This is a genomic window from Streptomyces sp. NPDC127114 (genome assembly GCF_042677525.1).
In the GTDB taxonomy this organism is placed as follows: Bacteria; Actinomycetota; Actinomycetes; order Streptomycetales; family Streptomycetaceae; genus Streptomyces.
Genome location: NZ_JBHXTJ010000032.1, coordinates 38,469 through 50,799 on the forward strand (window position 1 = coordinate 38,469; position 12,331 = coordinate 50,799).

The following is a 12,331-nucleotide window of genomic DNA, read 5'->3' on the forward strand; positions in this document are numbered from 1 at the left end:
ATGAGCAATAATGCTTGTGAATGTGAACGCGTTCACAAGCGTGTCACCTTCCTCCCGTAATGGGTGGGAGCAAAGGGGCAAACTGCCGATGTGACCACGGCGATGTAAGGAGAGACGACGTGGATCTAGCGTTGGCGCCGGAGACTCTGGCGCGCTGGCAGTTCGGTATCACGACCGTCTACCACTTCCTGTTCGTTCCGCTGACGATCTCCCTCGCCGCCCTCACCGCCGGTCTACAGACGGCGTGGGTGCGCACGGAGAAGGAGAAGTACCTCAGGGCGACCAAGTTCTGGGGCAAGCTCTTCCTGATCAACATCGCCATGGGTGTCGTCACCGGCATCGTGCAGGAGTTCCAGTTCGGCATGAACTGGTCCGACTACTCGCGGTTCGTCGGTGACATCTTCGGAGCGCCCCTCGCCTTCGAGGCGCTGATCGCGTTCTTCTTCGAGTCGACCTTCATCGGCCTGTGGATCTTCGGCTGGGACAAGCTGCCGAAGAAGATCCACCTCGCCTGCATCTGGATGGTCTCGGTCGGCACGATCTTGTCCGCGTACTTCATCCTGGCGGCCAACTCGTGGATGCAGCACCCGGTCGGCTACCGGATCAATGCCGAGCGGGGCCGGGCCGAGCTCACGGACTTCTGGCACGTCCTCACGCAGAACACCGCGCTCACCCAGTTCTTCCACACCATGACCGCGGCCTTCCTGGTCGGCGGCGCCTTCATGGTCGGCATCTCGGCCTTCCACCTGGCCCGCAAGAAGCACATCCCGGTCATGCGGACCTCGCTGCGGCTCGGCCTGATCACCCTGATCATCGCCGGCCTCGGCACCGCGATCAGCGGTGACCTGCTCGGCAAGGTCATGTTCAAGCAGCAGCCCATGAAGATGGCCGCGGCCGAGGCGCTGTGGGACGGCGAGGCACCGGCCCCCTTCTCCGTCTTCGCCTACGGCGACGTCGAGAAGGGCCACAACAAGGTCGCCATAGAGATCCCGGGCCTGCTGTCCTTCCTCGCGAACGACGACTTCGACTCGTACGTGCCCGGCATCAACGACGTCAACAAGGCGGAGCAGGAGAAGTTCGGGCCCGGCGACTACCGGCCCAACATCCCGGTCGCCTACTGGGGCTTCCGCTGGATGATCGGCTTCGGCATGGCCTCGCTGGCCATCGGCGTCGTCGGGCTCTGGCTGACCCGCAAGAAGTTCATGCTGGCGCCGGGGCTGCGGACCGGTGAGGACGAAGTGCCGCATCTGGTCCTGTTCAAGCGGAAGGCGCTCAGCCCCCGCCTGGGCCGGTGGTACTGGATCGTCGCCCTCTGGACCATGGCCTTCCCGCTGATCGCCAACTCCTGGGGCTGGATCTTCACCGAGATGGGCCGGCAGCCGTGGGTCGTCTACGGCGTGCTCCGCACCCGTGACGCCGTCTCCCCCGGTGTGTCCCAGGCCGAGGTGCTGACCTCGATGATCGTCTTCACGCTGCTCTACGCCGTCCTCGCCGTGATCGAGGTCAGGCTGCTCGTCAAGTACGTGAAGGCCGGTCCGCCCGAGCTCACCGAGGACGACCTCAACCCGCCCACCCGGATCGGCGGGGACCGCGACGCCGACCGCCCCATGGCCTTCTCGTACTGAGGCTCAGGAGATCGAGGCATGGAACTCCACGACGTCTGGTTCGTACTCATCGCCGTCCTCTGGATCGGCTACTTCTTCCTCGAAGGATTCGACTTCGGGGTCGGCGTCCTCACCAAGCTGCTCGCCCGCGACCGGTCCGAGAAGCGGGTGCTCATCAACACCATCGGCCCGGTCTGGGACGGCAACGAGGTGTGGCTGCTCACGGCGGGCGGCGCGACCTTCGCCGCCTTCCCCGAGTGGTACGCGACGCTCTTCTCCGGCTTCTACCTGCCGCTGCTGATCATCCTGGTCTGCCTGATCGTCCGCGGTGTCGCCTTCGAGTACCGCGCGAAGCGGCCCGAGGAGAACTGGCAGCGCAACTGGGAGCAGGCCATCTTCTGGACCTCTCTGGTCCCCGCGTTCCTCTGGGGCGTGGCCTTCGGCAACATCGTGCGCGGTGTGAAGATCGACCAGGAGATGGAGTACGTCGGCAACCTCTGGGACCTGCTCAACCCGTACGCCCTCCTCGGCGGACTGGTCACGCTGACCCTCTTCACCTTCCACGGTGCGGTGTTCGCGGCGCTCAAGACGGTCGGGGACATCCGCGTCCGGGCCCGTTCGCTCGCGCTCCGCCTGGGAATCGTCACGGCGGTGCTCGCGCTCGTCTTCCTCGTCTGGACCCAGGCGGACAAGGGCGACGGCTGGAGCCTGGCCGCGATGGTGGTCGCCGCGCTGGCGCTGGTCGGCGCGATCGGTGCGATCCGGATCGGGCGCGAGGGCTGGTCGTTCGCGCTCTCGGGCGTCACGATCGCCGCCGCGGTGGCGATGCTCTTCCTGACGCTCTTCCCGAACGTCATGCCCTCCACGCTGAACCCGGAGTGGAGCCTGACGGTGACCAACGCCTCGTCGAGCCCGTACACGCTCAAGATCATGACGTGGTGTGCCGCCGTCGCGACCCCGCTGGTGCTGCTCTACCAGAGCTGGACCTACTGGGTGTTCCGTAAGCGGATCGGGACCCAGCACATCGCGGAAGCGGCCCACTAGCCGCCCCTCAGCAGGGGAGCATGTTTCACGTGAAACCGATCGATCCACGACTGCTGCGCTACGCCGGGGCCACCCGCTTCTTCCTCCTGGCGGTGGTCGGCCTCGGCCTCGTCGGAGCGGCACTGATCGTCGCCCAGGCGATGCTCATCGCCGAGGTGGTGGTCGGGGCCTTCCAGAAGGATCTGTCGGTTTCCGGGCTCACCACGCCCCTGCTGCTGCTCGCCGCGGTGGCGGTGGGCCGGGGGCTGGTCTCCTGGCTCACCGAGCTCGCCGCCCACCGGGCGAGCGCGGCGGTCAAGTCCGAGCTGCGCGGCCGGCTGCTCCAGCAGGCGGCGCATCTCGGACCGGGTTGGCTCAGCGGGCAGAGGGCCGGTTCGCTGGCGGCGCTCGCGACCCGGGGCGTGGACGCCCTGGACGACTACTTCGCCCGCTATCTGCCCCAGCTGGGGCTCGCGGTCGTGGTGCCGGTGGCGGTGCTCGCCAGGATCGTGACGGAGGACTGGATCTCGGCGGCGGTCATCGTGGTGACGCTGCCGCTCATCCCGGTCTTCATGATCCTCATCGGCTGGTACACCCAGGCCCGGATGGACCGCCAGTGGAAGCTGCTCTCCCGGCTCTCGGGACACTTCCTCGACGTGGTGGCCGGGCTTCCCACCCTCAAGGTCTTCGGCCGGGCCAAGGCCCAGGCCGAGAACATCCGGTCGATCACCGCCGACTACCGGCGGGCGACCATGCGGACGCTGCGGATCGCGTTCCTGTCCTCCTTCGCCCTGGAGCTGCTCTCGACCCTGTCGGTCGCGCTGGTCGCGGTCGGCATCGGCATGCGCCTGGTCCACGGCAGCCTCGACCTCTACACCGGTCTCGTCATCCTGGTCCTGGCGCCCGAGGCGTACCTTCCGCTGCGGCAGGTGGGCACGCAGTACCACGCGGCGGCCGAGGGGCTCGCCGCCGCCGAGGAGATCTTCGAGGTCCTGGAGCGCCCGCTGCCGGCCGGGGGTACGGAGCCGGTGCCCGCGTCCGTACGGCTTGAGCTCGACCGGGTGACGGTACGCCACGCGGGCCGGGCCGCACCCTCCCTCGACGCCGCCACGCTCACCGTGGAGCCGGGCGAGACCGTGGCCCTGGTCGGACCCAGCGGCGTCGGCAAGTCCACACTGCTCGACGTGGTGCTCGGCTTCGCGGCACCGGAGAACTGCGGCGGCTCGGGGAGGGCGTCGGCCGGCGGCGCCGAGGGCGGCGTGGTCCGGGTCGGTGGGGTGGACCTCTCCTCGCTCGACCTGGACGAGTGGCGCTCCCGGATCGCCTGGGTGCCGCAGCGGCCTTATCTCTTCGCCGGGACGATCGCCGAGAACGTCCGCCTGGCCCGCCCCGACGCCTCCGACCCGGCCGTGCGCCAGGCACTGCGGGACGCGGGCGCGGACGACTTCGTCGCCGACCTGCCGGACGGCGCGGACACCCTGCTGGGCGAGGACGGCGCCGGGCTCTCGGCGGGGCAGCGGCAGCGGCTCGCCCTGGCCCGGGCGTTCCTGGCGGACCGGCCGCTGCTGCTCCTCGACGAGCCGACCGCCGCGCTCGACGGCGAGACCGAGGCCGCCGTCGTCGAGGCGGTCCGCCGCCTCGCCGCGGGCCGCACCGTCGTCCTGGTCGTCCACCGCCCGGCGTTGCTCGCCGTCGCGGACCGGGTGGTGCGCCTCGCTCCGGCCGGGAGCCGGACGGACGGGGCCGCGCCGGCCGAGCCGGCGGTCGCCGCGGGCAGCCCGCACGTGGCCGGCCTGCTGCCGGACGGCTCGCCCGCGCCCACCGAGGACCCGGCCCGGGCCGCCGGTACCGGGGACACCACAGGAGTACGGGGCGAACTCCGCGAGGGCGGGGCCGGGGCCGGGGGCGCGTCAGGGACGGCGGCGGACCGGGGCTCCGCCGCGGGGTCCGTCTTCGCGCGGGTGCGTGCCATGGCAGGGGAACTGCGGGGCCGGATGGTGCTCGCGCTGCTGCTCGGGAGCCTCGCGCTGGGGTCCGCCGTCGGGCTCATGGCCGTGTCCGGCTGGCTCATCTCGCGGGCCTCCGAACAGCCGCCCGTCCTCTATCTGATGGTCGCCGTCACCGCGACGCGCGCCTTCGGCATCGGACGGGCCGTCTTCCGCTACGCCGAGCGGCTGGTCTCGCACGACGCCGTGCTGCGGATGCTCGCCGACCTGCGGGTCGCCGTCTACCGGCGCCTCGAGCGGATCGCGCCGGCCGGGCTGCGCCGCACCCGGCGCGGCGACCTGCTGGCCCGGCTCGTGCAGGACGTCGACGCCCTCCAGGACTACTGGCTGCGCTGGCTGCTGCCCGCGGGCGCCGCGCTCGTCGTGGGCGCCGGATCGGTCGGGTTCACCGCCTGGCTGCTGCCCGAGGCCGGTGCCGTGCTGGCCGTGGGCCTGCTGGTCGCCGGCGTCGTCGTGCCGGTGGCCGGCGGCGCGCTGGCCCGGCGGGCCGAGCGGCAGCTGGCGCCCGCGCGCGGCGCGCTCACCACAGCCGTCGTCGATCTGCTGCGCGGCTGCGCCGAACTCACCGTGGCCGGGGCCCTGAAGGGCCGCGTCGAACGGGCCGAGGCGGCCGACCGTACGCTCACCGGCATCGCGTCCCGGCAGTCCGCCGCCACCGCGCTCGGGGCCGGGCTCTCCGCCCTGGTCTGCGGTCTGACGGTCGCCGCCGCCGCGCTCGTCGGTGTGCAGGGCGTCCGGGACGGGCGCCTGGACGGGGTCGCGCTCGCGGTCGTCGTGCTCACCCCGCTCGCCGCCTTCGAGGCCGTCACGGGACTGCCGCTCGCCGTCCAGTACCGCCAGCGGGTGCGGCGCAGCGCCGAGCGGGTCTTCGACGTGCTCGACGCGCCCGTCCCCGTACACGAGCCGACGACGCCCGCCGCTCCCCCGGCCGACCCGTTCCCGCTCGAACTGGCCGGGCTCTCCGCGCGGCACGCCGGACAGGACCGGCCCGCGCTCGTGGACTTCGGGCTCACGCTGGAGGCCGGGCGCCGGGTCGCCGTGGTCGGCGCCTCGGGCTCCGGCAAGACGACGCTGGCGCAGGTGCTGCTGCGCTTCCTGGACGCCGAGTCCGGCACCTACCGGATCGGCGGGACGTCCGCGCCGGAGCTCGACGGCGACGACGTGCGCCGTTTCGTCGGTCTGTGCGCGCAGGACGCCCACCTCTTCGACAGCACGCTCCGCGAGAACCTGCGGCTCGCCAGGACCGGCGCGAGCGACGAGGAGCTGCGCGAGGTGCTGCGCCGGGCCCGGCTCCTCGACTGGGTGGACTCCTTGCCCGAGGGGCTCGACACGCTCGTCGGCGAGCACGGCTCGCGGCTCTCCGGCGGCCAGCGCCAGCGCCTCGCGCTGGCCCGCGCGCTGCTCGCCGACTTCCCGGTGCTCGTCCTCGACGAGCCCGCCGAGTACCTGGACCTGGCGACGGCCGACGCGCTCACGGACGACCTGCTGCGCGTCACGGAGGGCCGTACGACCGTCCTCATCACGCACCGGCTGCGGGGGCTCGACGCCGTCGACGAGGTGGTGGTCCTGGACCGCGGGCGCACCGTGCAGCGCGGGCCGTACGCCGAGCTCGCGGCGGCCGAGGGGCCGCTCCGGCGCATGCTGGAGCAGGAACGGGAGTCCGATCTGCTGCTCGTCCCCGCCGGCGCGGACGGCCCGGCCCCGCACGACCCGACTTTTCTCTCGAAATGGGACTAACTAGGCTCAGCCCATGACCGCCGCCGTGCCCGACGCCCCGGAACCGCTCGCCTCCCCGGACCCGCTCGAAGCCGCGACCCAGGCCACGCGCAGCCTGCACGGCCTCTCCACCGAACTCACCGCACGGGTGCCACAGCTCCTGGAGGCGATGCGCTCCGTCGGCACCGGCCTCGAACTGCACTCCACGCTCGACCGGATCTGCGAGACCGCGGCGGAGCTCGCCGACGCCCGCTACGCCGCCATCGGCGTCGTGGACGAGGAGGGTGACGGGCTCTCCGACTTCGTCACGTACGGCGTCGGGGACGAGGTGGTCCGCCGGATCGGGCACCGGCCGGACGGGCACGCCGGGCTGCTCGGGGCGCTGATCCGCGAACCGCAGACGATCCGGCTGGCCGACCTGTCGAGGGACCCGCGCGCGGCCGGCTTCCCGCCCGGCCATCCGCCCATGAAGACCTTCCTCGGCGTCCCCATCCGGGTCCAGGGGGAGATCTTCGGCAACCTCTACCTCGCCGAGAAGAACGGCGGCGCCGAGTTCAACGACTACGACGTCCACATGGTCAGGGTGCTCGCCACCGAGGCCGGGATCGCCATCAGCAACGCCCGCCTCTACGAGGCCGCACGGCAGCGCGAGCGGTGGATCGACGGCTCGGTCGCCGTGACCACCGCCCTGCTCTCCGGCGGAGACGCGGACGACGCGCTGTCGGTGGTCGCCGAGCAGGCCCGCCGGCTCGCCGACGCGGCGGCGGGCATCGTGCTGCTGCCGGCCGAGGAGGGCGGCCTGGAGATCGTCGCGGTCGCCGCGCCCCGGACCTCCACGTCGCTCGGCGTGGTGATCCCGCCGGAGAGCGCGGTGGTGGAGCTGCTGATGGAGGGCGAGGCGGTGTTCATCGCGGACGCCTCGACCGACCCGCGGATGGTGCACAAGCTGTCCGCCCAGTACGGGCCCGCGATGCTGCTGCCGCTGCAGAGCGGCGGGCGGGTGCTCGGCGCGCTCGCCACCCCGCGGGAACGCGGCGAGCGGCAGTTCACGGAGGCCGAGCGGACGCTGGCCACGCAGTTCGCCTCGCAGGCGGCGCTGGCCCTGATGATGGCCGAGGCGCAGCGGGACCGGGAGCGGCTCGCCGTGTACGAGGACCGCGACCGGATCGCCCGTGACCTGCACGATCTGGTCATCCAACGGCTGTTCGCCACGGGGATGATGCTGGAGAGCGCCCAGCGCAGGTCGATCGTCCCGGCGGTGCAGGAAGGCGTCGGCAAGGCGGTGGACGAGCTGGACGTGACCATCCAGGAGATCCGCACCGCGATCTTCGCGCTCCAGCAGGGGCCCGCCGAGGCGCCCTCGGGGCTGCGCACCCGGGTGCTGCGGGAGATCAACATGGCGGCCGTGCCGCTCGGCTTCAAGCCGGCCCACCGCTTCGTCGGCGTGATCGACGCGACGGTCGGCGACCTCACCGGCAAGAACCTCATCGCCGCGCTGCGCGAGGCGCTGTCGAACGCCTTCCGGCACGCCGGCGCCACCCGGATCGAGGTGGTCGTGGATGCCACCGTGACCCTCCCGGACGGCACGCAGGGCGTGCGGCTCTCGGTCGCGGACGACGGCGTCGGCCTCCCCGAGGGCGGCCGGCGCAGCGGTCTGCGCAACCTGGCCCGCCGCGCCGAGTCGCTCGGCGGCGCGAGCTGGTGCGCCCCGGGGATCGGCGAGGACGGCGGCGGCACGACGGTGGTGTGGGAGGCCCCGTTGTAGGGCCTGCCAGGCGGAGCGCGGGTACCGGTGGAGCCGTGGCGGCGGAGCCGGTGCCGGTCGAGTCGGTGCCGGCGGAACTCAGCACCGGTGGAGCGGGAGCGGTGCGCCGCCTGCCGGAGGCCGGGGCTCCGTCAGCGGCCGCCCGCGGTCCCGGTCTTGGCTTCGGCCTCGGCGACCAGGCGCTCGATGACGACGGCGACGCCGTCCTCGTTGTTCCCGGTGGTACGGCCGGAGGCGGCGGCGATCACGTCCGGGTGGGCGTTGCCCATCGCGAAGGAGCGGCCCGCCCAGCTCAGCATCTCGATGTCGTTCGGCATGTCGCCGAAGGCCGCGACCTCGGCGGGCGTGATGCCGCGCTCGGCGCAACAGTGCGCCAGGGTGGAGGCCTTGGAGACGCCGAGGCCGCTGATCTCGATGAGCGCGGTCGGGCTGGAGCGGGTGAAGGAGGCCAGGTCGCCCGCGGCCTCGCGCGCGGTGGCGAGGAAGACGTCCGGGTCGAGCTCCGGGTGCTGGGCGAGCAGCTTCAGGACGGGTGCCGCGGCCCCCGGTGTCTCCTCGAAGAGGAGCTTCTCGGCGGTGGCGACGGTGGCGCCGGGGTCGAGGAAGAAGGGCGGGTACTCCGGCTCGTAGTGGATGCCGGTGGTGAGTTCGACGGCGAAGCTGGTGCCGGGCGCGGCGGCGCGCAGGGCCTGGACGACGGCGAGGGCGACGGTCCGCTCCAGGGGCCGTACCTCCAGGAAGGTCCCGCCCGCGTGCAGGTCGACGACCGCGGCGCCGTTGGCGCAGATGGCGAGGCCGTGGCCGTGGACGTGCGCGCTGACGACGTCCATCCAGCGGGCCGGGCGGCCGGTGACGAAGAAGACCTCGATGCCGGCCCGCTCGGCGGCGGCGAGCGCGGCGATGGTGCGCTCCGACACGGACTTGTCGTCCCGCAGCAGGGTGCCGTCGAGATCGGTGGCGATCAGCCGGATGGCCGGGGCTTCGGTGAGTGCGGAGTGTGGTGAGGTCACCGCACCATTCTTCCGCACAACGTGCACGGGCGTGCGGGGGAGCGCACATCTGAGTGACCGGATGTGCGCCCCACGTCAGCACTCCCGCGGGAGGGGTCTCGTCAGCCGAGCTGGGCGAGCGCCTCCGTGGCGATCTTCTCGAAGACCGCCGGGTCGGCGGCGAAGTCGGAGTCGGGGATCGGCCAGTGGACGACGATCTCGGTGAAGCCGAGCTCCTGGTGGCGGCCGGCGAAGTCGACGAAGGCGTCGAGCGAGCCCAGGACGGTGTTCCGCTCCGGCGTGAAGCCGGTCAGCAGGATCTTGTCCACCTCCGCCACGTCCCGGCCGATGTCCGCGCAGGCCTTGCCGAGCTTCTCGACCTGGCCGCGGATGGCCTCGACGGACTGCTCCGGGGTGCCCGCCTCGTACAGCTTCGGGTCGCCGGTCGTCACCCAGGCCTGGCCGTGGCGCGCCGCGAGGCGCAGTCCGCGCGGGCCGGTCGCGGCGACCGCGAACGGCAGCCGGGGCCGCTGGACGCAGCCGGGGATGTTCCGGGACTCGTCCGCCGAGTAGAAGGTGCCCCGCTGGGTCACGGACTCCTCGGTGAGCAGCCGGTCGAGCAGCGGCACGAACTCGCCGAAGCGGTCGGCGCGCTCCTTGGGCGTCCAGGCCTCCTGGCCCAGCGCGGTGGCGTCGAAGCCGTTGCCGCCGGCGCCGATGCCGAGGGTGACCCGGCCGCCGGAGATGTCGTCGAGCGACATCAGTTCCTTGGCGAGGGTCACCGGGTGCCGGAAGTTCGGCGAGGTGACGAGGGTGCCCAGGCGCAGTCGCTCGGTGGCCGTGGCGGCCGCGGTGAGGGTCGGCAGGGCACCGAACCAGGTGTGGTCGCGGAACGAGCGCCAGGTCAGGTGGTCGTAGGTGTAGCCGGTGTGGAAGCCCAGCTCTTCGGCCCGCTGCCACGCGGCACGCCCGCCCTCGTGCCAGCGGTCGACGGGAAGGATCACGGTGCTCAGGCGCAAGGTCATGCCTCCGAGCGTACGGGGAGAGGTCAGCGGACGTGACGGGAGAGCCAGGGGCTGAGGAGGTCGCCGAGGACGAGCTCCTTGTAGGACTCGTCGCCGGGGAGCGGGACGACCAGCCACCAGCCGGGCGGGAAGAAGCGGCCCTTCACGTGGGCGAGGCCGCCGTACGCGGAGCGGAGGAAGGCGGGGACGGAGTCGCGGGGCACGTCCTCGAAGACGACCCCTTCCACGGTGATCTTCGCGTCGTCCTCGGGGAAGAGCCGGACGCTGACGGCGGGGGAGCCGCCGAGTTCGACGTGGGCCTCGTGGGGGAGGGAACCGTCCGGGTCGAGCACGGTGAAGGCACCGGCGGAGGTGCGGCGGGAGGTCTGATCGGCGCCGATGTCGTCGGTGACCCTCATCTCCAGGCCGAACTCCTCGGCGACGGCGCGGATCGCCCGCACGGCCGATGCGGTCGTGGGCAGGTGCGGGTGCTGGTGTCGGCCCATGGGAACGATCATGCCGCAGCAGCGGCTGGTCTCGGCCGGGATCAGCCGGGGAAGCGGATATACGCCGGCGGTACGGCGTCGGTGAGCCAGACGCCGTTGGCGCTGATGTGGAAGACATGGCCGGCCCGGTGCATGGCACCGGCGTCGACGCTCAGCACCACGGGGCGGCCGCGGCGGGCGCCGACCCGGGTGGCGGTCTCCCGGTCGGGCGAGAGGTGCACGTGGTGGCGGGCCATGGGGCGCAGGCCCTCGGTCCGGATGGCGGGGAGCCGGGCGGCGACCGTACCGTGGTAGAGGTACGCGGGCGGTTCGGCCGGCGGCAGGTCGAGGTCGACCGGGACGGTGTGGCCCTGGCTGGCACGGATCCGGGTGCCCTCGATCGCGAAGCGCTTCTTGTCGTTGGCGGCGACCACGTGGTCGAGCTCGGCGCGGGTGATCGGGAAGCCGTGGTCGGCGGCGGCCTTCAGGAGGGCGTCGATCTCGGTCCAGCCGTGCGGGTCGAGGACCAGGCCGATGCGTTCGGGCTGGTGGCGGAGGTGCTTCGAGAGGTACTTCGACACCTTCACGGTGCGTTTCTCGTCATTCATGAATCCATTGAAGCCACAGGTTTGTTCCACAGCCAAGTGGGTTTATCCACAGGCTAGTTGGCGTCTCTGTGGAGAACTCCCCTTTGCTTCTTTGGTTATTGACCGACTTGGTTGGCATTCACGGCATTTGAGGCAAGGGTGTCCAATGTCCGCGTCTGTACCTCTCGTTCGGCTGCCGCCGTGACGAAAGCCGCCACGTTCTCCCGGCCAACGAGCCGTTCCACGGCGCGAATCGTCTCCGGCGGCAGGGACACCGAACGCGGCTCCCGGTCTCCCGGAACGGCGGCGTCGGGCGAGAGGTGGTACTGGAGGTGGCGGGTCGCGAACGTCCGCATCGCCCGGGCCAGTTCCGCGTCGACCGTCTGCTGCGCGAGCGGCCGGAGCCGGCGCACCAGGGTCGCCGCCTCGGCCGCGTCGGCGTCCGTCGGCGGCCGGTGCTCCAGATAGCGGGCGAAGACGTGCTCGGCGGTGAACTCCAGGAAGCGGGCGGCGATGTGCTCGACCTGGCCGCGAAGTTCCCGCAGGTGACCGGTGATCGCGGACAGCGGGACGCCCGCCGCGTGCAACTCGGCCGCCACCGCGAGCTCTTGGGGACTGGGAACGAGGTACTCCTCGGTCTCCCGGTCCGGTATGCGTTCCAGGACGCCGAGCTCGATCGCCTCGCGCACGGCGTCCTCGTCGGGAGTGCCGCCGAAGCGGGCGTCGAGCTCGGCGCGGGAGATCCGGTCGGCCTCCTCGTCCGTCCACGGGCCGTCGACCTCGGCGACCAGACCGAGCACCCCGCCGAGCCCGCGTCCGGCGTCCCAGGCCTCCAGGAGCTCCTTGATGGAGGCCAGGGTGTAGCCGCGGTCGAGCAGGTCCGCGATCTGCCGCAGCCGGGCCAGGTGGGTGTCCCCGTACACGTTCGACCGGCCGCGGCGCTCCGGGCGGGGCAGCAGACCGCGGTCCTGGTAGGCGCGGATCGTCCGGACGGTGGCCCCGCTGTGATGGGCCAGATCCTCGATCCGGTACTCCGGCTGTGCCGCCGCCGACTGCTCGGACAATCCCGTTCCCACCGCTCGCTCCTTTCGCCCGTCGAGGGATGGTACGACCCACCAGTCCCGCCCGGCCCGCCTCGGGGCCTCGCCGTCT

At 72.2% G+C, this 12,331-nt stretch carries 9 protein-coding genes; 4 read left to right on the forward strand and 5 right to left on the reverse strand.

The window, feature by feature from the left end; all coding sequences use genetic code 11:
- Nucleotides 1-119: 119 nt before the first annotated feature.
- Genes ACFVGS_RS27225 through ACFVGS_RS27240 form a run of 4 tightly spaced genes read left to right on the forward strand, consistent with a single transcriptional unit; the run spans nt 120 to nt 8,114 of the window.
- Nucleotides 120-1,625 carry a cytochrome ubiquinol oxidase subunit I gene (locus ACFVGS_RS27225; protein WP_385694106.1) on the forward strand — a complete coding sequence of 502 codons (1,506 nt, stop codon included), beginning with the start codon at nt 120-122 and terminating at the stop codon, nt 1,623-1,625.
- An 18-nt stretch (nt 1,626-1,643) separates the two neighbouring features.
- Nucleotides 1,644-2,648, forward strand: a complete 1,005-nt coding sequence (gene cydB / locus ACFVGS_RS27230) for a cytochrome d ubiquinol oxidase subunit II (RefSeq protein ID WP_384407602.1) — start codon at nt 1,644-1,646, stop codon at nt 2,646-2,648.
- A 20-nt stretch (nt 2,649-2,668) separates the two neighbouring features.
- Nucleotides 2,669-6,370, forward strand: a complete 3,702-nt coding sequence (gene cydD, locus ACFVGS_RS27235; protein WP_385694109.1) for a thiol reductant ABC exporter subunit CydD — start codon at nt 2,669-2,671, stop codon at nt 6,368-6,370.
- Between the two features lie 13 nt (nt 6,371-6,383).
- Nucleotides 6,384-8,114: a GAF domain-containing sensor histidine kinase gene (locus tag ACFVGS_RS27240; protein WP_385694111.1), complete on the forward strand. Its 1,731-nt coding sequence runs from the start codon at nt 6,384-6,386 to the stop codon at nt 8,112-8,114.
- 131 nt (nt 8,115-8,245) lie between these two features.
- Here the strand turns inward: ACFVGS_RS27240 and ACFVGS_RS27245 are convergent, their stop codons facing one another.
- From ACFVGS_RS27245 to ACFVGS_RS27265, 5 genes are all read right to left on the reverse strand, one after another.
- A complete protein-coding gene (locus ACFVGS_RS27245) occupies nt 8,246-9,124 on the reverse strand; it encodes a Cof-type HAD-IIB family hydrolase (RefSeq protein WP_385694113.1) in 879 nt (292 codons plus the stop codon).
- A 101-nt stretch (nt 9,125-9,225) separates the two neighbouring features.
- A complete protein-coding gene (locus tag ACFVGS_RS27250; RefSeq protein ID WP_384407594.1) occupies nt 9,226-10,128 on the reverse strand; it encodes an LLM class flavin-dependent oxidoreductase in 903 nt (300 codons plus the stop codon).
- Between the two features lie 23 nt (nt 10,129-10,151).
- Nucleotides 10,152-10,613 (reverse strand): hypothetical protein, encoded by a 462-nt coding sequence (locus ACFVGS_RS27255; RefSeq protein ID WP_384407592.1) that lies wholly within the window; start codon nt 10,611-10,613, stop codon nt 10,152-10,154.
- A 41-nt stretch (nt 10,614-10,654) separates the two neighbouring features.
- Entirely contained in the window at nt 10,655-11,200 is a 546-nt protein-coding gene (locus tag ACFVGS_RS27260) for an RNA 2'-phosphotransferase (protein WP_384407590.1), read from the reverse strand.
- A 95-nt stretch (nt 11,201-11,295) separates the two neighbouring features.
- Nucleotides 11,296-12,255 (reverse strand): MerR family transcriptional regulator, encoded by a 960-nt coding sequence (locus tag ACFVGS_RS27265; protein WP_384407588.1) that lies wholly within the window; start codon nt 12,253-12,255, stop codon nt 11,296-11,298.
- Nucleotides 12,256-12,331: the final 76 nt, after the last annotated feature.

Bases quoted from the DNA above. Each gene is read 5' to 3' on its own strand.
- cydB (WP_384407602.1), top strand. From the start codon at position 1,644: ATGGAACTCCACGACGTCTGGTTCGTACTCATCGCCGTCCTCTGGATC.
- cydD (WP_385694109.1), top strand. From the start codon at position 2,669: ATGTTTCACGTGAAACCGATCGATCCACGACTGCTGCGCTACGCCGGG.
- ACFVGS_RS27240 (WP_385694111.1), top strand. From the start codon at position 6,384: ATGACCGCCGCCGTGCCCGACGCCCCGGAACCGCTCGCCTCCCCGGAC.
- ACFVGS_RS27250 (WP_384407594.1), bottom strand. From the start codon at position 10,128: ATGACCTTGCGCCTGAGCACCGTGATCCTTCCCGTCGACCGCTGGCAC.
- ACFVGS_RS27255 (WP_384407592.1), bottom strand. From the start codon at position 10,613: ATGGGCCGACACCAGCACCCGCACCTGCCCACGACCGCATCGGCCGTG.
- ACFVGS_RS27260 (WP_384407590.1), bottom strand. From the start codon at position 11,200: ATGAATGACGAGAAACGCACCGTGAAGGTGTCGAAGTACCTCTCGAAG.